This is a genomic window from Phenylobacterium sp., assembly GCF_037968635.1.
GTDB lineage: Bacteria > Pseudomonadota > Alphaproteobacteria > Caulobacterales > Caulobacteraceae > Phenylobacterium.
This window is the reverse complement of the sequence record NZ_JBBKVV010000114.1, coordinates 1-18,988: the sequence shown is the minus strand read 5'-3', so window position 1 is coordinate 18,988 and position 18,988 is coordinate 1. Positions and strand designations below refer to the sequence as shown.

At 66.0% G+C, this 18,988-nt stretch carries 20 protein-coding genes and 1 pseudogene; 10 read left to right on the top strand and 11 right to left on the bottom strand.

Features of this window, described 5'->3' with window-relative positions:
* Window positions 1–137: 137 nt before the first annotated feature.
* The 4 genes from AAC997_RS13680 to AAC997_RS13665 all read right to left on the bottom strand — a co-directional run bounded on the left by AAC997_RS13680 (window position 138) and on the right by AAC997_RS13665 (window position 3,075).
* The gene (locus AAC997_RS13680; RefSeq protein WP_340646255.1) at window positions 138–395 is read right to left on the bottom strand and encodes a hypothetical protein; all 258 of its coding nucleotides are present in this window, start codon (window positions 393–395) and stop codon (window positions 138–140) included.
* A 138-nt stretch (window positions 396–533) separates the two neighbouring features.
* Entirely contained in the window at window positions 534–746 is a 213-nt protein-coding gene (locus AAC997_RS13675; RefSeq protein WP_340646254.1) for a hypothetical protein, read from the bottom strand.
* Window positions 747–932: 186 nt separating this feature from the next.
* Entirely contained in the window at window positions 933–1,547 is a 615-nt protein-coding gene (locus AAC997_RS13670; RefSeq protein ID WP_340646253.1) for a class I SAM-dependent methyltransferase, read from the bottom strand.
* 781 nt (window positions 1,548–2,328) lie between these two features.
* Entirely contained in the window at window positions 2,329–3,075 is a 747-nt protein-coding gene (locus AAC997_RS13665) for a hypothetical protein (RefSeq protein WP_340646252.1), read from the bottom strand.
* A gap of 437 nt (window positions 3,076–3,512) precedes the next feature.
* Between AAC997_RS13665 and AAC997_RS13660 the strand changes: the two genes are divergently transcribed.
* From AAC997_RS13660 to AAC997_RS13645, 4 genes are all read left to right on the top strand, one after another.
* Window positions 3,513–3,692: a hypothetical protein gene (locus AAC997_RS13660; protein WP_340646251.1), complete on the top strand. Its 180-nt coding sequence runs from the start codon at window positions 3,513–3,515 to the stop codon at window positions 3,690–3,692.
* Between the two features lie 46 nt (window positions 3,693–3,738).
* Complete coding sequence (locus AAC997_RS13655) at window positions 3,739–4,095, top strand: response regulator (RefSeq protein ID WP_340646250.1); 357 nt, start codon at window positions 3,739–3,741, stop codon at window positions 4,093–4,095.
* 67 nt (window positions 4,096–4,162) lie between these two features.
* Window positions 4,163–4,552 (top strand): hypothetical protein, encoded by a 390-nt coding sequence (locus tag AAC997_RS13650; protein WP_340646249.1) that lies wholly within the window; start codon window positions 4,163–4,165, stop codon window positions 4,550–4,552.
* Entirely contained in the window at window positions 4,549–5,475 is a 927-nt protein-coding gene (locus AAC997_RS13645; RefSeq protein ID WP_340646248.1) for a sterol desaturase family protein, read from the top strand. Before AAC997_RS13650 ends, AAC997_RS13645 begins: the two co-directional genes overlap by 4 nt.
* Before the next feature lie 32 nt (window positions 5,476–5,507).
* Here the strand turns inward: AAC997_RS13645 and AAC997_RS13640 are convergent, their stop codons facing one another.
* A complete protein-coding gene (locus AAC997_RS13640) occupies window positions 5,508–6,365 on the bottom strand; it encodes a winged helix-turn-helix domain-containing protein (protein WP_340646247.1) in 858 nt (285 codons plus the stop codon).
* Window positions 6,366–6,879: 514 nt separating this feature from the next.
* Here AAC997_RS13640 and AAC997_RS13635 point away from each other — a divergent pair.
* Window positions 6,880–7,026, top strand: a complete 147-nt coding sequence (locus AAC997_RS13635) for a hypothetical protein (RefSeq protein WP_340646246.1) — start codon at window positions 6,880–6,882, stop codon at window positions 7,024–7,026.
* Here the strand turns inward: AAC997_RS13635 and AAC997_RS13630 are convergent.
* Genes AAC997_RS13630 through AAC997_RS13620 form a run of 3 tightly spaced genes read right to left on the bottom strand, consistent with a single transcriptional unit; the run spans window position 7,023 to window position 9,146 of the window.
* Entirely contained in the window at window positions 7,023–8,021 is a 999-nt protein-coding gene (locus tag AAC997_RS13630) for an NAD regulator (RefSeq protein ID WP_340646245.1), read from the bottom strand. The genes AAC997_RS13635 and AAC997_RS13630 overlap by 4 nt on opposite strands.
* Window positions 7,987–8,499: a hypothetical protein gene (locus AAC997_RS13625; protein ID WP_340646244.1), complete on the bottom strand. Its 513-nt coding sequence runs from the start codon at window positions 8,497–8,499 to the stop codon at window positions 7,987–7,989. Before AAC997_RS13625 ends, AAC997_RS13630 begins: the two co-directional genes overlap by 35 nt.
* A gap of 2 nt (window positions 8,500–8,501) precedes the next feature.
* A complete protein-coding gene (locus AAC997_RS13620; protein ID WP_340646243.1) occupies window positions 8,502–9,146 on the bottom strand; it encodes an HD family hydrolase in 645 nt (214 codons plus the stop codon).
* 109 nt (window positions 9,147–9,255) lie between these two features.
* Between AAC997_RS13620 and AAC997_RS13615 the strand changes: the two genes are divergently transcribed.
* Both AAC997_RS13615 and AAC997_RS13610 read left to right on the top strand, forming a co-directional pair.
* Window positions 9,256–10,068, top strand: coding sequence for a universal stress protein (locus AAC997_RS13615; protein ID WP_340646242.1), 813 nt, complete (start codon window positions 9,256–9,258; stop codon window positions 10,066–10,068).
* 16 nt (window positions 10,069–10,084) lie between these two features.
* Complete coding sequence (locus tag AAC997_RS13610) at window positions 10,085–10,456, top strand: hypothetical protein (RefSeq protein WP_340646241.1); 372 nt, start codon at window positions 10,085–10,087, stop codon at window positions 10,454–10,456.
* A gap of 10 nt (window positions 10,457–10,466) precedes the next feature.
* On the opposite strand, the gene AAC997_RS13605 is transcribed toward AAC997_RS13610, so the two are convergent.
* The 3 genes from AAC997_RS13605 to AAC997_RS13595 all read right to left on the bottom strand — a co-directional run bounded on the left by AAC997_RS13605 (window position 10,467) and on the right by AAC997_RS13595 (window position 14,298).
* Window positions 10,467–11,273 carry a hypothetical protein gene (locus AAC997_RS13605; RefSeq protein ID WP_340646240.1) on the bottom strand — a complete coding sequence of 269 codons (807 nt, stop codon included), beginning with the start codon at window positions 11,271–11,273 and terminating at the stop codon, window positions 10,467–10,469.
* A gap of 79 nt (window positions 11,274–11,352) precedes the next feature.
* The gene (locus tag AAC997_RS13600; protein ID WP_340646239.1) at window positions 11,353–12,228 is read right to left on the bottom strand and encodes a MoxR family ATPase; all 876 of its coding nucleotides are present in this window, start codon (window positions 12,226–12,228) and stop codon (window positions 11,353–11,355) included.
* Window positions 12,229–12,510: 282 nt separating this feature from the next.
* On the bottom strand, window positions 12,511–14,298 hold the full coding sequence (locus tag AAC997_RS13595; protein WP_340646238.1) for a tetratricopeptide repeat protein: 1,788 nt from the start codon (window positions 14,296–14,298) through the stop codon (window positions 12,511–12,513).
* Between the two features lie 242 nt (window positions 14,299–14,540).
* Between AAC997_RS13595 and flbT the strand changes: the two genes are divergently transcribed.
* The 3 genes and pseudogenes from flbT to AAC997_RS13580 form a co-directional block, all read left to right on the top strand.
* Window positions 14,541–14,963 (top strand): flagellar biosynthesis repressor FlbT, encoded by a 423-nt coding sequence (gene flbT, locus AAC997_RS13590; protein ID WP_340646237.1) that lies wholly within the window; start codon window positions 14,541–14,543, stop codon window positions 14,961–14,963.
* On the top strand, window positions 14,929–15,294 hold the full coding sequence (gene flaF / locus AAC997_RS13585) for a flagellar biosynthesis regulator FlaF (RefSeq protein ID WP_340646236.1): 366 nt from the start codon (window positions 14,929–14,931) through the stop codon (window positions 15,292–15,294). Before flbT ends, flaF begins: the two co-directional genes overlap by 35 nt.
* Window positions 15,295–15,941: 647 nt before the next feature.
* Window positions 15,942–18,988: pseudogene (locus AAC997_RS13580) on the top strand (ice nucleation protein); the annotation flags it as partial.

Sequence of the window (18,988 nt, the reverse complement as noted above, 5' to 3'; positions counted from 1 at the left end):
GGAAAACTCGGCACGGAGTTGAGTGCACTGTCACCGCAGTTCCGTTGGCGACCCGCCGTAACTAGACGCTGACCCCGTCATTCCCTCAAGCGGACTTTGGCAAGGGCTGTTCGGGGTGGATAGAGGACACGGCGTCATCACCCGAAATCCCAGACATCGACGATCACACCGTCACGGATCGAGACGTTCAACCTGCTCTTGTTGACCCCACCCGGCACGTCGACATCCACCGTGTCCACATTGGTAGCTCGAAGGGTGAACCCCACGCTGGCGTGAGCCTCATCGAGGGTCTTGCCGTAAAGTCTCTTGATGTAGCGGATATACGGGAAGTTGTACGGTGAGCGGAAGACGCGGCTGCGATCTCTCCGACGCCGATTCGCGGTTCTGAGGTTCAAACGACGACGCCTTCCACTTCCGATAGTGAACTCTTCGTCGTGCGATCCGGCTCTCCGTCCCGACACTGTCGAGTAACACGCCAAATTTGACCCCCAAAGAGCAGACGTGGCCAATATATGCGTTGGGTGGAAAGCAGACTAGCGCTCGTCGCCGGCAAGCACTTCGGCCGCCGCTACGATTCCCGCCGCAACGATGGTCAGGATAGAGTAGATGGCGAAGCTCTCGATCGTCTTGGCGTCTCTAAAAAAGGGCGTGCCTCGCTCGAACCCGAGATAGGCCATCAACGCACAAAGAGCTGCCTCCATCGCGAGCGCAATTCGAAGCCATCTCCACAGAATACGCTTCGCCAAAGTTTGTTTGCTGGTCCCCACCGCTCAAGCTTAGCAATCCGTCCGATGTCCGCAACGGGTCGCGAACAGCTATCGGCTGACGCGCTGGAAGCAGACGTTCGGCGATCACGTCCGCAAGCGGACCTCACCAACGGCTGAGATGGGTACGAAGCGGACGGGCGCGCGTGCCGAGCGGATGTCGCCTTCTCACTCCACCCGGCAGAAACAATACATAAATTGCTGCGGCGTCCCCCAAGGCGTCTCGTGCAACTCGGTGACGCTGTCCAACAGACGGAACGTCGGCCCGAACTCGCCGTGCAGATTTTCTGCGTCGTAGCGAACGACATCCAATCCGCTGCACTTCTCCGGCCCATCCGGGCCGAAGGTGGCGACAATGACGTGACCGCCAAGCTTAACCGCGCGGGCGACCTGACGCACGTATGCGGCCCTATCGCCTGCACTCGTCAGGAAGTGGAATACGGCCCGATCATGCCAAACATCGTAGCGAGCGGCTTCCAACTCGACTGCCGTGATGTCGCCGGTGATCCAATGCACCAGGGCCGCAGAAGAACCCAGTCGGCCTTTCGCCACCTCAATCGCCGCTGGAGAGATGTCGAGCACCGTCACGTCACTGTAACCGCGCGCGACAAGATCATCGACCAACGTCGCTTCCCCGCCACCGACGTCAATGACCGCGCTCCCGGTGTCCGGCGTCGCGTGTTCGATGAGCCTCAGCGAAACCTCTAGGTGGGGGCGATACCAGCTTACCTCGTCAACCGCCTTGGTTTGATAGACGTTTTCCCAATGGGCCTTCGTCGTCATTGCCGCCACTCCCAAACCGCTCTCAAATACTGGGGGCTGGGCCATGTGAGGGCTAGAGGGGCCCGTCCGAATTTCCGCTAAGGGTCGCTTTGCGAAGTAGGCACCCTGCCCGAAAGCGGACATTGGCGGCCCCTGCTGGAAGCGGACGTTCCGGACTTCGGCAACGGGTGGTGAGCGGACTTAAGCTGTGGGATCCATGCTTCGATGAAAAGCCCATTACCCTCGCTTCCCGCTGGCGCTCCGGAAGGAACCAATTGGTTCGGCGGGCCGATCAAGTGGACAAAAGTCTCCCTCACTTGCGTCGGCAACGATGTCGATCCGGAGATCATCACCTCTGCCATGTCCGTTAGCCCCACAACAGCCTGGGCCAAGGGAGACCTCGTGAAAGCTACGAACCCTGAAGGGGGGCGTCGGCGGAAGGGATGCTGGAGTTTGGAGCTGAAGGCGGAGGACACGAATGAATGGGACGTGGATGAAGCCCTAAAATCGCTGATCCAGCAGCTACCGACGGACGACGCTGCTTGGGCCATCATTCAGAGCTCAGCGACAGTCCGGATTTGGGCGGTTTTGGAACTGGCTTCTGGAAATCAGGGGCTCGAAATTAGCCCTCAGACAGCGGCGTGGTGCGCTCAGCGCGGAGTGGGCTTGGCCATCGACGTTTACCGCGACGACTGACACCTAAAGGGGCGGTAGGCGGACGAGCCGAATGTCTCAGCAGGATCGGAAGCTGACCTGCGCTGCGCCGACGCCTCCCTGCTCGCTTGAACGCGACACCTGCCCCCTAGCCGCCGCCCTCGGCCTCCCGCGCGGCCTTGGCCTTGTGGGCCTCGAAGGTGGGGCCCGCCACCAGCTCCAGGGTGTCCTCTGCCCGGGTCTCGCCATAGAGCTGGACATAGACGTCCATCTCAAAGCCCTCGACGCCTTCCGGCTCCGTCTCGGCGTACTTCTTCGGCGAGAGCCGCCCCACCTGCCAGCGGATGACGTCGAACTGCAGCCGCGCCACCCGTTCGGTCTCCGGCGCCGCGTGCCGGGCGATCTCCCAGGCCAGCTCGAACTTCACGTCGGCCTGGATCTCGCGGGCGCGGGCATAGTCCTGCCGGAAGTCGGCGTACTTGCGCAGCCATTTGTAGATGGTCTGCGGCGCCGGCATGTCGCGCGAGGCGCCGATAGCCAGCAGGCTCTCGCCGTCAGCGATCCGCCGGCAGATCTCGGCTCCCAGCGCCTCGGTGTAGCTGTCGGGCCGCCCCCAGGGATGCTTGCGCGCCCGCTTCTGGCGCAGCCGGACCTCCTGGTCCTCCTGGATCTGGTTGCGCCGCGCCGCCGCCCGCGCCGCGGCGTACATCTGCGCGAACTCCGGATGGCGCATCCGCCACTGGTGCAGGGTGGCGGGGCTCGGCACGCCCGGGTCCTTGCAGATCTGGCGCAGGCTCTCGCCGGCCTCGACCCGCGCGCAGAGGCCCGCGACCTGATCACGATCATAACCATCCCGACGCTCATCCTGCGGCAGGCGTTCACTGAAACCGGCCAAGCTGGCTGTCTCCGAGTTCGTTTGAGAAGCCTGGGACCATGCCGCAGTTTCGGCGCAAAAGCGAACGAAACAAGAACAAATGTACTCATTCACATGGAGCAGGCTGGGCGGCATTTAGATCCTCCCCCAGGCGCGCAGCGCCGATGTGGGGGAGGTGGGTCGCCGCGCAGCGGCGAGCCGGAGGGGGATCAACGTCGTTGAACCCTAACTCAGTAAAACAAGGACCAAAGTCCCCCTCAGGCGCTTCGCGCCAGCTCCCCCAGAGGGGGCGCATCTCCCGGCGACGCCCAGCCAAAGCGCCGAATTTCCGTGCGCTAATCCCCTGCCCATCAAGGGCCAGAATCTGAACGCCACCCAACGGCCACCTTCCGCGTCCGTTCAGGGGGCAGGGCGCTTCATGGGGTCATCGCGGCATAGGCCGCAACAGAGGTGACGCCATGCAAACCGAGGTCCCCGACACCACCGACGCCGAAGTCCAGGAACCGACCGCCGAACTCATCACCTACGCCCAGTTCCTCAGCGCCAAGGCGCGTCGCGACCTGGCCCGCGTGGAGGCCGGCGCAGCCCCGCCTCACGGCTATCCCTGGGCCTACCTCTTTCAACCGCCTGCAACCTGATCACAGCGGCTGAGGAACTTCCCCCGACCCCGCAGGTTGCGTCTCCATGGCCCCCTTAGTGCTCTTGGTTGAAGACGAAATCCTGGTCCGCCTCACCGCCGCTGTTGGTCTGGAAGAGGCGGGCTTCGCCGTGATCGAGGCCGATGACGCCGCCCAGGCCCTGGAGATTCTCAACAGCCACGACGACATCTGCGCGGTGTTCACCGATGTGAACATGCCAGGCTCCCTCGACGGTATCGACCTGGCCCAGTTGGTCCACGACCGTTGGCCCGACGTCCGCATCCTGGTGACCACCGGCGGCGCGGACCTGTCGGGCGGCCTGCCGGACGGCAGTGAGTTCGTCGCCAAGCCCTATCACGCCGAACAGATCGTCACCTGTCTGCGGCGCTGCCTGGCGGCGTAGAGCCACACCCCGCGCCCCTTGACGCTGGTCCGTCGACGACGGACCTTCAGCGCAGGGAGAAAACGCTTTGGACAAGGCATTTGCGATCCAGTTCGCTGGATCATTCGCGGCCGTAGCCGTGCTGGTGGCGCTGGCCGCCTGGGCCAAGATCGCCAAACCCATGTCGCCGCTCAGCGACGCCCGGGCTCGGGCGCTGTTCGCCGACGAGTTCCCGGGCAAGGCCCTGGACGGTCTCTGGGTCGCCAATGACGGTCGCGGCGCGCTCGCCCGGTCCGGCGCCTCGGCCTTGGTGCTGTGCGAGGTGGGCGATGGCTACGCCGCCCGCCACATTCCGTGGGCCCAGGCCGTGGCCGCCAGCTTCCGCGACGGCGTGCTGAAGCTTGATCTCGCCGACGTCTCAGCGCCTTGCGCACGCCTGGCCTTCGACAGTTGGCCGCCGGCGGGAGCCCAGGGATGAATCCGCTGGACGCGCCCTTCGACCCTGTCGCCCTTGCGGTCCCGTTCTTCGTTCTCACCATCATCCTCGAGATCGCGCTCACCCGCTTCAAGGCGGTGAAGAGCCACTACGAGACCAAGGACACCATGGCCTCGCTCGCCATGGGCCTGGGCAGCAATGTGGCCGGTCTGCTCACTGGCGGCGCGGCCTTCGCGGCCACCGTCTGGGTCTGGCAGCACCGGGTGTTCGATATCCCGATGACGGCCATCTGGGCCTGGGTTGCGATCTTCTTCCTGGAGGACCTGACCTACTATTGGTTCCACCGCATCAGCCATGAGCGGCGGTTCTGGTGGGCGGCCCACGTCAACCACCACTCCTCGCAGCACTACAACCTCTCGACCGCCCTGCGGCAGACCTGGACCGGGGGCCTGGCCGCCACCTGGGCCCTGTGGCTGCCCCTGGCCTTCCTCGGCTTTCCGCCCGCCATGCTGGCCATCCAGAAGGGGATCAGCCTCGTCTACCAGTTCTGGATCCATACCGAGGCTATTGGCCGGATGCCGAGGTGGTTCGAGGCGGTGTTCAATACGCCCTCGCACCATCGCGTCCATCACGCCCGCAACCCGCGCTACCTGGACCGCAACTATGCGGGCATCCTGATCATCTGGGACAAGCTGTTTGGCACCTTCCAGCCCGAGCTGGACGAAGAGAAGCCGCGATACGGCATCGTCAAGAATCTCAGCAACTTCAATATCCTGCGCGTTGCTTTTCACGAATGGGCCGGGATCGCCAAGGACCTGGCCGGATCCCGCTCCCCGCGTGAGGTCGCGGGCTATCTCTTCGGGCCGCCCGGCTGGAGCCCCGACGGCTCTCGCGACACCTCCGCGACCCTGAAGGCGCAGTGGGAGGCCGAGCAAGCCGCCCCGAAGGACGAGATCGCGGCCTGATCCATTCTTCTCCCGCAAGGGGAAAAGGATGCCTATCCCAGCCGCGCCAGTTGCCGGATCAGCCGGGTGACGCCGATCGCCAGGGCCTCGGGAAGGCTGGAGACGCCGTCCCGCCAGGCGGGCGCGTAGCCCCTTGGGGTCCGCTCTGCGAAGCCCGCCCGCACCAGGCCGTGAAGCCTCCGCCGCATGGTCTCCTCGGCTAGGCCCGTGACCTCGGCGACGTCGCGGGTGGGAGCCGCGTTCAGGGGCCTTGGCCGTCCGTCCCGGCCGGGACTGGCGCAGGCCAGGGCCAGGCCGACCTGGATATAGCCGTCCACCACGTCGCCGGTGGTCCGCCGCGAGAACTCGGTGATCACATAGAGGATGAAGGTGGTGCTGAGCCGGCCCACGGTGCGATGCGGCGCGTCCGGCCGTCGCAACACCGCCAGGGCGGCCAGGCGCTCGTGGTCACGTGCCTCGTCCTCCAGCCGGGCTTCCGCGAGAAAGGCGATCAGCAGGCTGGTGTTGACGGTCAGGGCCGCGTCATAGGCGTTGCCGCGCGGATCGCCGGGCGGCGCCAGGACCCCGGCTCCTGTCTGCAGGATCAGCTTGGCCTTGATCAGCCGCTGCAGCCGCCGCCAGACCGTCTGCCGGGGCATGTCCAGAGAGGCCGCCAGGGCGCTGATGGCGATGGGCCTGCGCCCTTCGAGGGGAATCTGCGGCGTCTTTAGGTCGGCCCAGGGGCTGGGCATGTCGGGACTTGAGTCCACATGGGCGATATTGGCCGCCACCACCGCCTGGAAGATGTAGCCGTCGATCACGTCGCCGCCGAACAGCGCCATGTGGCTGGTGACCAGCCGCTGAGCTGTGACCACGTAGCGCGCGGCCGCGATCTCGATTGAGTCGTTCATACCAACCGCCGCCGGGAGCTTGATCCTCGGTGCACATGCGGGATCAAGCCCAGGCTCACGCTAATGCGACGCGAATGCAAGCGTGCCGAGCAGGACGCCCAACCAGAAGCCGCCGCAGATCAAGGTCCCGGCCACCAGGGTCAGTCCTGGGGCATGACGCACGACAAAGGGGGTCATGTTGCGCGACGGCCTGGGAGGAGGTTGATGAACATCTGCGCCTCTGCTTGTGAGCCGTCACTAGCGAGGCCGGGCGGCATCGGGCAATTCGCCCCTGTCCCAATTTGGGGGCGGCCTGGAAGGCTTTACAATTGAGCGCATTCGCCGTCCCTCTTTCACGAGTCTAGGCGCAAGGTGACCTTAAGTCATTCACCAAGTAACTGCGCGTTAACAACTGACGATCTGCGACCCTTCGGTGAGTAAATCGGAGGGAAAAACTAATATAGACGCCGGACCGGGAGCTTTCTGTGTGATCATCGGTTGTTTGTGCATGGAAAATCATGACAGAGACCGCATCTTGCTAATCGACGATGACCCGATGGTCCGCCTGATGGCCTTGCTGACGCAGTATGCCGAGGATCATGCCGTCCTTGCCCAGGATGAAACCCGGAGCTTCGACCCGACGTCCCCGACCTTCGGCTCGATCTTCGACCCGCGCCCCTAGTCCCGCAGCAGCGGCAGGCTGAGCCCGGACACCGGCCGGGCGCCCAGGATCTCACGGCGGAACCGGAACAACTCGGCGGGCCTGCCACCGGTGTCGGTGTCCATTCGGCCCAGGCCTTCCACCATGTCGGCGCGCTCCAGCGCCCGGCGGAAGTTCTGCTTGTGCAGCGGCACCCCGGCGATCGCCTCCACCGCCCTTTGCAGGAACGACAGGGTGAAGGCCTCCGGCATCAGTTCGAACACCACCGGCCGGTACTTTATCTTCCCCCTCAGGCGCGACAGGGCGGTGGCCAGGATGCGCCGGTGGTCGGAGAACATCGGCTCGCCGATGGCCGCCGCCAGGGCCGGGGAGGGGGCGCCTTCGCCCCGGTCGCGGGCGGCCTCGGGCGCGAGCCCGGCCTCATAGAGCAGCTCGTAGCGCTCCAGCACCCGCTCCTCGTTCCAGGGGGCGTCGTCCAGGGCGAACAGCAGGCGCGCGGCCGCGCGGCGACGCGCCGACTCCACGCCCGACGCGGCGTTCGCCCAGTGCCGCAGAGCGGGCTCCAGAGCCGTAAGAGCCGCCGGACGGCCCTCGCGCCAGTCCTCATAGGGGAAGAACCGGCTCCAGTCGGCCCAGGCGGTGTCGGGCGCATGGGTGTCCACGGCCTGGGGCGTCAGGGCCAGATAGCCAACCGAGATCACCCGGCCGACCCCGGTCCCCGCGCCCATGTCGGCCAGCGGCGCGTCGCGGCCCTTGTCGCCGAAGGTGTAGAGCTGCTCGACATAGCCGAGGTCGAACCGGGTCTGGGCGGTCACGAAGGCGCGCAGGGCCAGTTCGAAGGTCCGATGCCCGTCCGGGTCGAAGGGACCGAACGGCAGGCCGGCCTGAGGTCCCCGGGGCCGTACCGTCAGCACCACGGCCTGGCCGTCGCGGATGGCCACGACCACGGCCGAAAGCCCGATGACGACGGCGCGGTCCATCCTAGTGGCGGGCCGGGAAATCGAAGGGCGTGCCATGAGCTACGAAGTCATTCCCGCCCATCGCCGCCACGGCGTCGGCCATCCGGCCTCGCCGGCCCAGGATAGCGTCGGCCAGGGCGACGATACGCCGGTTTGGATAGGCATGGGGGGCGGCGCGGCGCATGAGCAGGGCCATCTGCCGCTCGTCGGCCTGGGGATTGCGCGCGCAGGCCAGGACGAAGGCGCTGGCGGTGGAGCGGCTGATCCCGGCCCAGCAGTGGATCAGCATCGGCGCCTCGCCCTGCCAGCCGGTCCCGAAGGCCAGCAGGTCGTGGACCAGCTGCTCATCGGGCGGGGTCATACCGTCCATGGGCTCGGCGATGTCGTTGACCCCCAGGCGCAGGTGATTGGCGGCCTCGATCCCGGCGGGGGTGGCGATCATGCTGGCCGGGTCCAACAGGGTGATCATGTGGGAGGGCGCCCGCGCCGCGATCACGGCGGGAACCTCGGCCAGACCGCAGATGATGAAGGTCACGCTCACTCCGTGTCGAACGCCGCCGGCGTGAGAGCGAATCCCGCCGCCTCCGAGAGTACATGGTAACGCTGGACGTAACGTACCTGCGCCTGCGCGGCCGACAACGGTTCGATGTGCAGATCGTACCCCTCCGGCGGGGCGTCGAAGAACTCGATGGATTCCTCGAACCCGAACCCGGCCAGCTGTGTCGCCTCGAAGAAGGCGCAGGCCCGGTCCGCCCGCTTGATCAGCTTCTTCACCGCCAACGGCGCCTTCGCGGGCAGACCAAACCGCGTATGGATCGCGTGCTCCAGCCGCTCCTCGAACAACTTGTAGTCGTAACCGAGCGCGGCCTTGAACGGGCTGATCATGTCACCGATGACGTATTCCGACGCGTCATGCAGCAGGGCGGCCAGCCGCCAGCGCGGCTCCAGGTCAGGTTGGATATGGGCGCAGATCTCTTCCACGACGACCGAGTGCTGCGCCACCGAGAAGGCGTGCTCGCCGATCGTCTGCCCGTTCCAGCGGGCGACACGGGCCAACCCGTGGGCGATGTCCTCGATCTCGATGTCCATCGGCGAGGGGTCCAGCAGGTCCAAACGCCGACCCGACAACATGCGTTGCCACGCGCGAGGCGCCTTGGCGGTTCTATGCAGCCCTTTCCTCACCGATGCGTTCCTCTCACACTCAAGCTCGTGACCTGAACCAGGACTTGAGAAAGATCAATGTACGGGTCCATCGTCGTCACCACTGTGCACCAAGGCCAAGGGGAAACACATGAGTTGGGCTAGAATCATGACGCCGCTGTCGGGTGGCGAAGGCGATAAGGCCGCTGTGAAGGCCGCGGCCCTGCTGGCCGAACCGTTCGGCGCTGAACTTGCCTGCGTCTACACTCCCGCCGATGTCGCTGATGTCATGCCCTGGATGGGCGAGGGTTTCCTCGGTGGCGTGCAATCGACGGCGCTGGAGTCCCTGAAGGAAGCTGCGGCCGCCGGAGAGATCAAGGCACGCGCGGCCGTTGACGCCTGCGCCTACGCCAAGGCCGAGTTCATCTCCCTGCAGACCCCCGTCTGGGCGGGGCTTTCGGCTGAGAGCCGGCTGTCAGACGTGGTGGTCTTCACCAACGATCCGCCTCGCGGACGCGGCCCCCTGGCCGAGGCCTTCCAGCAGATGGTCGCCGATGAGCAGCGGCCCGTGCTGATCGCCCGAGACGGCTTCAAGACCGGCGGCGTGATCGCCGTGGCCTGGGATGGCGGCAAGGAAGCATCGCGCGCCGCGCGCCTGGCCATGCCCCTGCTCGAGAAGGCCTCTCGCGTCGTGATCCTGGCCGCCCCCAAGGCCAGTTCGCGCAGCTTCGACCCGGCCCGCCTGCAGGCCTATTTCGCGGCCCGAAACGTCGTCGCGGACATCGATATCCTGCCGGACTCTGGCGACGCCGCGCCGCTGCTGCTCTACGCCACGAAGAAGGCCGACGCCGACGTCCTCGTCGCCGGCGCGTTCGGGCACCCGCGCCTGCAGGAGTTCATCTTCGGCGGCACAACCCGTTCGCTTCTGGCCGCCGACCAGCCATCCCTTTTCCTGTCCCACTAACTGAAAGCGTAGCGTCATGAGCCTCTCGCGCATCGTCATGCGGCTTGCCCGCAACCCGGGAACCGAGTTCGCCGGCGGCGACGACCACCGCGGCTATTCCCTGACCGCGCCGCTGACCTCGGACGGTCACATCGATGAGGCGGCCTACGCCAAGGCCAAGGCCGAGTGCGTGGTGCGCCGGTTTGCGCCGGACGAGGACGCCACCGATGGCCGCCTGGCCAGGCGCGGCGCGCGCTGGTTCTTCGACTATGACGCTGATGACACCGCTGACGACGAGCCGGTCCACCGCCTGGGTGAGCACCGCTTCACGGTCGGCGAGTACGTCACCGTCGCCGACGAGGACGGCCGGCCCCTGACCTACAAGGTCGTGGAAGTCCAGCCGGCCTGACCCGTGGCGGTCAGGTCCCGCCGTTCCGGCGGACCAACTTCTTGACGTCGTCGTACATGTCGGTGTGACGGCTTTCGGTGACCGATTTCACGACCGCGACGGTGATCGGCCCCACCTTGGGGCCGGCCGCCTCGTATCCGAGGTACTTGTAGCCGCCCGACAGGTCGTCTCCGGCATAGATGAAGGTGGCGCGTAGTCCGCGCTTCACCCGCGACAGCGCCTCGCCGCGCAGGCGGACGTCGCGGTACATCTTGATGGTGGCGGTGGAATTGTCGCCGTCGGCGTCGATATGGATGGGGCCGACATGCACATTGGCCTTGTCGCCGTCGGCCCGGATATGCAGGCCGGGCAGGTCGACCTGAGTCCGCTCGCTGCCGTCCGTGTTGTCTTCGACGGTGGCCCGGATGGTCGCGCGCCCGTCTTTCGCCTCGTCAATCTCGGAGTCTTCGGCGACGTCGATCTTGGCGTCAGCGCGGGCTTCCGCCTCGACGCGTGCGGCCTCCGCTGAGGCGCCGGCCGAGGCCGCGCTGGCCTTCTCTGCGCTCGACGCCCCGGTGGGCGCGCCGCCTAGGGCCTTGAGTTCGGCCTCAAGCGCCGCGAGCGTCGCTGTCGCGCTACCTTTCACGGCCATGCGGGTAAGGGTGACTTCCGCGCCGTTGCTTTCCTTGTAGATGCAGCTCTGCCCGTCGGCGGCGGCGCTCACCAGCGTGAGACCGCCTTGGTGTTGCGGGCAGTCGAGCTTGGTGGCGAGGGTGGCGGGCCTTTGGCAGGCGGTGAGCGCCAGGGCCGAGGCGGCCAGCAACAGCAGGGTCTTCATAAGAAAAAGGGCTCCGATCCCGTTCGCGTGGAACGGTGACCGGAGCCCTTGATTTGGTCGAGTGAATTCGTCGTAAGCGTTACTGGCCCGGACGCGAGCCCGCGCCTTCGCGGCGGGCGAGGAACGCCAGGCGCTCGAACAGATGCACGTCCTGTTCGTTCTTCAGCAGGGCGCCGTGCAGCGGCGGGATCAGCTTGGTGGGATCCTTCTCCGCCAGGGCCGCGGCGTCGATGTCCTCGACCATCAGCAGCTTCAGCCAGTCCAGCAGTTCCGAGGTCGAGGGCTTCTTCTTCAGGCCCGGCACCTTGCGCATGTCGTAGAAGATGCGCAGCGCCTCTGCGACCAGCTTCTGCTTGATGCCCGGATAGTGGGTCTCGACGATCTGGTTCATCGTCTCGGCTTCCGGGAAGCGGATGTAGTGGAAGAAGCAGCGGCGCAGGAAGGCGTCCGGCAGTTCCTTCTCGTTGTTGGAGGTGATGATCACGATCGGGCGGATCTCGGCCTTGATCGTCTCATTGGTCTCGTAGCAGTAGAACTCCATCCGATCGAGTTCCTGCAGCAGGTCGTTCGGAAACTCGATGTCGGCCTTGTCGATCTCGTCGATCAACAGGATCGGGCGCTTGTCGGCGGTGAAGGCCTCCCAGAGCTTGCCCTTCTTGATGTAGTTCTTCACGTCCTTCACGCGCTCGTCGCCGAGCTGGCTGTCCCGCAGGCGGGTGACGGCATCGTATTCGTACAGGCCCTGGTGCGCCTTGGTGGTGGACTTGATGTGCCAAGTGATCATCTCGGCGCCGAGCGCCTTGGCGATCTCGAAGGCCAGGACGGTCTTGCCGGTCCCGGGCTCGCCCTTGATCAGCAGCGGACGCTCAAGCGCAATAGCGGCGTTGACGGCCACCTTGAGGTCTTCAGTGGCGACGTAATCGTCGGTGCCTTCAAAACGCTGACGTTCGCTCATAATTGGGCTCCCCAGGGGCGGGCGTAGAATGACGCTCGCGCTCGAACAAATGTTTCAACCTGGGGCCAACCTAAAGGGACAGCCGCGACATTCAAGCGGCATGAACGTCGCGGAGAGCCCTAAGTGGCGCGTTGACTGGTCCTCACGCGACGTCATCGAAAGCGGGTCGGAGGCTGGGAAGCGCTCCGGGCCCTCGTCGACCCGCTTGTCGAGGTCGGCCACGCTCTGTCCGGCGTGAACGAGGAACGGAGCCTCCGCCTGATCGGACCGGCCGTGGTTTCCCTAGGCCGCGAACTCAGACAGAGCCTCAGCAACCTCGGCCATCACCGGCGCCCACTGGCGGAAGCCCGGCGGCAGGAAGACCCGCATCTGCGGATACCAGGGATAGTGGTCGGTTCCGACCCGGGGCCAGGCGCCTGGTGTAGATATCAGCCAGCAGGGCGCGCCGCAGGCCGCCGCGATGTTGGAGGTAGCGTTGGCGAAGCCTACCGTCAGGTCCAGGGCGCAGGTCAAGGCGGCCAGGTCATCCAGGTCCTTCTTCAAATCGATGCCTGGCGGCGTCCAGATCTCGACGCCCAGCTCACGGCGCGCCTGCTCGATCTCCTCGGCGCAATCACCATACTGCAGGTTGACGAAGGAAACCCCTGGGGTGGCCAGGATCGGGGCCCACTGCTCGAAGGGTGAGAAGAAGCGGTGGCGGCCGGCGGTGGCGACCGCGCTCTTCCACAACAGGCCGACCTTCTTGCCGGCCGGCGCACTCTTCAGCACCTCGCGCCAGTGGGCGACGCGGGCAGGATCGGCGGTCAGGAACCGTTCGCGCTGAGGGAAATCGCCTACCGAGCGGCGGAACTCCCGCAGCAGGGAGCCCATGGGAACCGCGAAATCCACGCTCTCCAGGCGTCCGGCCATGAAGGGAACGGTCCGCATCGAACGGCCCTCATGGGTGAAGGTGGCGTGAGGGCCGATCTCGGCGTTGGGGAAGGTGCGTTGGAAGAGCGGGATCAGCCGCGGCTCCACGGCGATCGTCAGCCGGCCGTCTGCCCCCAAGGTCTGAACGACGTCGGGCAAGGTGTTCGCGAACAGGATTTCGTCCCCCAGGCCCTGCTCTCCAATGACCAGCAGGGACTTTCCCGACAGGTCGCAGCCTGGCTCCCAGCGTGGGCGGTCGGTGACAAACTGGGTGGAGTCGGCGAACTGCGGGTGCAGACGCGCCTCGTAGTCGTCCCAGCCCTCGCCGATGCGGCCCAGGTTGATCAGAATGGTGGACCGCGACAGTCGCATCATCTGGCGCTCGGACTCGAGGGTCGTCTGCGCCAGGGCGGTCTCGCAGTCGACCAGAGAGCCTTCGATGTCTCCCACGGCCATCCGCATATTGCCGCGATTGTAGCGCGCCTTGGCGAAGCGCTCATCCTGTCGCAGAGCCTCTTCGAAGAAGACCAGGGCGTTCACGGGATCGCCCTGTTCGGACATCACGGTGCCCAGGGTGTTCCAGACCACAGGATGGGCGGGATCCTTGGTGAGCGTCGCCTTGAGGATTTCTATGGCCTCGTCGAACCGGCCCTGGCTGCGCAGCGCGCAGGCCAGGTTGTTCGCGCCCTCTGCATTGTCGGGGAAACGGGCCAGGAAATGGCGGAACAATTGCTCTGCCACGGGGAACTGCCCGAGACGGTGAGCGAGCCGGCCCAGGTTGTTGGCCAGTTCCGCATGGTCGGGGAGGAGGGCGATCGCCGCCTCGTAGCAGGAGATGGAGCCCTTGAAGTCGCCGGCCATCTCGCGGGCGATGGCCAGCATGTACCAGGCAAACCCGCTGCGTTCGTCCTGCTCCAGGGCTTTCAGCGCCCAATCGCCTCCGCGCTGGTGATCCTGTTTGCGAAGGGCGTTCACCGCGCTTTGCAGCAATGGCTGGATCGCCAGCGTCTTCAGCTCGCCGATGGCGGCGTTCAGCTTGTTCAGCGCGTTACGATCGCCGCCCGACCCCATGGCCTCGGCCGCCAGTCGGACCGGCGTCGGCGCGGCTCGCGTCTCCAGCGCCAGGGGCGATGTGGCGGTATGTTTGGCCGAGCGCGGCATGAGCCGGAGTCCTTATGAGTCGCAGGCGAGTATGCCGCCAATACAGGCGTTCATGGTTAACTGGGAGCTAAGCCCAAGCGGCGCGGGACTTTCCGCCGCATGCGCCTGATCCCCGTCGCAAGGCGTCGTTAACTAACCTGAGGTTATGCGTCCTAGGTCGCGGAACGAAGAGTTCGTCTCCGAGGCAGGCTAGTTCAGGAATTCGCGCCATCTCGGCGCAGGTTGTTCGGGGGAAAAGCGCCGTGCCGCTGAAATTGTCGCTGAAACCCGGCGAGAAATTCGTGCTGAACGGCGCCGTCGTGCAGAACGGCGACCGTCGTGGAGTCTTGATCCTCCAGAACAAAGCCTCGGTCCTTCGCGAGAAGGACATCATGCAACAAGAAGAGGTCACCACCCCGGCGCGCCGAATATACTTCCCGGTGATGATGATGTACCTCGATGAGACCGGCGCCGCCCGCTACTACGATGAATTCGTTCACCGTCTGACCGAATTCATGGGTGTGATCCGGAACCCCGCCGTGCTTTCGGAGTGCGTGGCGATCTCAAAGCACTGCATGGAAAAAGAATACTACAAGGCGCTGATGCTCTGCCGGAAGCTCATCGAGTACGAAGATCAGAGGTTGGGGACGAATGTCGCTTCGAGCGTACCAGCAGACCGCAGCTAGGGCCGAGACTTCCCGGGAGACGGAGTATCGTCTCTTCGGCCAGGTCACGCGCGCCCTTATGGAAGCGGCCAAGCTCGATCCTTCGGATCTGAGCGGCCGTGCCGACGCGCTCGATTGGAATCGTCGCATGTGGTCGGCGTTCGCCACCGACTGTGGCGCACCCGAAAACGCACTGCCGGACACCCTCCGCGCCTCGATCATCTCGCTGGCCATCTGGGTGGGAAAACACACCAGCCTGGTCATCCGCGGGCAGGACGACATTCAGGACCTGATCGAGATCAATCGCATGATCATGCAGGGCCTGAGTGGTGGGGCCGCCGAGGCGGCCTGAGTCACCGCTCCGAATCAGCAGAATCGATTCTGACGGCGCCGCCTACGAAGCCTTCCCAGCGCCCCGCCGAGCACTTTCATGGTAAGGCGGCGCACGAAATCGGCGGCCTGCGCGCTAAGGTCGCGGGCCCCCCGGCCGGAGGGACGCCGAGGCCTTCGATATCCGAAACCGCCACGGAGCTCCGTGGCTTCAAGACCGCGTCGCCGAGGGCCTTCCGGCCATTGCCTCGAGCCGCTATCGCCGCCATGCGCCAAGGCGGCCCGTTCCACTTGAATCGCGCAAACCCAAGCCCCGCAACGGATGTCGATTGTGTCGAGGCCGTGGCGAGAAAGTGGCGCCGCCTCCAGGGCGCGCTCCGGGATCGGGCCTTGGCCCGCTGCCCCTGCGCGTCCCGGGTGAGTCGTTTCCACCTGCGATGAAGAGCAGCCGACGGGGGAGGGCCTGAGCCTCTCGCTCTAATCTGTCCCAACACTTCCAGGCCCAAGGGATAACGGCCTCGCAGGCCAAGAATCATCGTAACACCTTGGTAAGTGTTTCTGTTGTGGGTGGGGTCGGGGAAGCGCGTCCAGGTAGTATCACGCTCTCCATAGTTATTGCGTTTCGACCGATCTGAACCCGCGCTCAAAATTCTCGACTAGGAAGCTCACATGGCGATTTCCAGCCTCTCGGCGGCTCAGATCGGCGCCCTCTCAGTCACCGTCATCCAGAGCCTCTCCCAGACGGAGATCAAGTCGCTCAGCGCGACCCAGGTCGGCGCGATCAATACAACGGGAATTGCGGCCCTAGACACCACGCAGGTCGGGGCGCTGTCAGCGACCCAGGTGAAGGGGCTCTCTGCGACGCAGATCCCACATTTCGACACCGGCATCGTCTTCGACACCGAGCAGCTCCAGGTCCTTAGCGCGCCTCAGGTCAAGGCGCTCACCACCGCTCAGCTCGGCGCCCTCGACACGTCCCACATCTCCGTGCTCAGCGCGACCCAGCTGGGAGCGCTGTCGGCCACCAACCTCTCCGCCCTCGACGGCACTCAGGTCGGCGCACTTTCCACCACCCAGATGAAGGGTGTCACCGCCACCCAGCTGGCGGGCCTTTCCACCACGGACATGGGCGAGCTCGACGCCACCCAGGTCGGCGCCCTGTCGGCCGGTCAGGTCGCCGCGCTGTCGTCAACCAACCTGTCGGCGCTGGACTCCACCCAGATCAGCGCGCTTTCCACCACCCAGGTGAAGGGGCTCACCAGCAACCAGCTGAAGGGCCTCAGCACCACCGACATCGGGGAGCTCTCCAGCACCCAGATCGGCGCCTTGACCACGGCTCAGGTCGGCGTTCTGGCGACCACCCAGGTCAGCGCCCTGGATGCGACCCAAGTCGGCGCCCTGTCGGCGGCCCAGGTCGGCTCGCTGTCGGCGGCGAGTCTCTCGGCCCTGGACGCGACCCAAACAGGTTCGCTGACCACCACTCAGGTCGGCGGCCTGACGACCACCCAGCTCAAGACACTCTCCACCACCGACTTTGGCGAGCTGACCTCGACACAGATCGAGGCCCTCTCGGCCGCCCAGGTCGGTGCGCTGTCGGCGACGGCCATCTCCAGCCTGGACGCCACCCAGACCGCGGCCCTGACGACCACCCAGATCAAGGGGCTCGCCACCACCCAGCTCAAGGCCCTTAGCGCCACCGACATCAGCGAACTGACCACCACGCAGGTCGGCGCCCTTTCCGTCAGCCAGATCGGCGCGCTGACCGCCACCGCGGTCTCCGCCCTGGACGCCACCCAGGTCGCGTCGCTCTCCATCACGCAGGTGAAGGGGCTCACCGCGGGTCAGCTTGCCGGCCTCAGCACCACCGACATCGGCGAGTTGCAGGACACCCAGATCGGCGCCCTGGCGCCGAGCCAGCTAGGGGCTCTGACGGCCACCAACATCTCAGCGCTCGACGCCACCCAGGTGGCGGCGATCACCACGACCCAAATCAAGGCGCTTTCCGCCACCCAGATCAAAGCGCTCGACACCACCGATGTGGCCGAGTTGTCCTCGACCCAGGTGGGCGCGATGTCGGCCGCCCAGATCGGCGCGCTCTCCTCCACCAGCCTGGCCAGCCTGGACTCCACGCAACTCGGCGCCCTCACGGCCGCTCAGATCGGCGCGCTGTCCAACACCAGCCTTTCGGGCTTGGACGGCACCCAGATCGCGTCCCTGACCACCACGCAGGTCGGTGGCCTGACCACCGGCCAGCTGAAGTCCCTCAGCACCACAGACTTCGGCGAGCTGACCTCGACCCAGATCGGGGCCCTGTCGGCCGCCCAGGTCGGCGCTCTGTCCTCGACCAACCTTTCAGCTCTCGACGCGACCCAGGTGGCGGCCCTTACCACGACCCAGGTCAAGGGTCTGGCGGCCACCCAGCTCAGCGGGCTGTCGGTCACCGACATCGGCGAGTTCAGCGCGACCCAGGTCGGCGCCCTGTCCAACGCCCAGATCGCATCCCTGACGGCCACCAACATCTCGGCCCTGGACGCCACTCAGACGGCGGCGCTCTCCACGACCCAGGTCAAGGCACTGTCGGTCAATCAGCTTAAGGGGTTGGACGCGACCGGCATCGGCAACTTCGCCGACACCCAGATCGCCGCCCTGGCCACCACCCAGATCGCCGCGCTCTCGGCGACCAATGTCGGGGCGTTGGATTCCACCCAGCTTGGCGCTCTGTCGGCGGCCCAGATCGGCGCGCTGTCGGCCACCAGCCTCTCCGGCCTCGACGCCACTCAGACGGGGTCCCTGACCACGACCCAGGTCAGCGGCCTGACGACCACCCAGCTCAAGACCCTCTCGACGACCGACTTCGGCGAGCTGACCTCGACCCAGATCGAGGCCCTGTCGGCCGCCCAGGTCGGCGCCCTTTCGGCCAGCAACATCTCGTCGCTGGACGCCACCCAGACCGCCGCCCTGACCACGACCCAGATCAAGGGCCTGTCCACCACCCAGCTCAAGGCCCTCAGCGCCACCGACGTGAGCGAGCTGACCACCACGCAGATCGGCGCGCTCGGCGGCACCCAGATCGCCGCCTTGTCGGCCACCAGCTTCTCGGCCCTGGACGCCACCCAGGTGGCCGCGCTCTCCACCACCCAGGTGAAGGCGCTGACCGCCACGCAGTTGAAGGCGCTCTCCACCACCGACATCGCTGAACTCGCCGACACGCAAATTGGCGCGCTCGCCACCACCCAGATCGCGGCCCTTTCAGCGACCAACCTCGCGGCGCTCGACGCCACCCAGGTCGCGGCGCTCTCCACGGTGCAGGTCAAGGCGCTCACCACCACCCAGCTCAAGGCGCTGGACACCACCGACATCGCCGAACTCTCTTCGACCCAGGTTGGCGCGCTCTCGGCCGCACAGGTCGGGGCCCTGTCCTCCACCAGCCTGGGCAGTCTGGACGCCACCCAGCTCGGCGCCCTTTCTGCGGCGCAGATCGGGGCCCTGTCGGCCGCCAGCCTCTCGGGCCTGGACGCCACGCAGATCGGCTCCCTGACCACCACCCAGGTGGGCGGCCTGACCACCAGCCAACTGAAGTCGCTCTCCACCACCGACTTTGGTGAACTGACCTCGACCCAGATCGGGGCCCTGAGCGCCAACCAGATCGGGGCGCTCTCGGCGACCAACCTCTCGGCCCTGGACGCCACCCAGGTCGCGGCTCTGTCCACGACCCA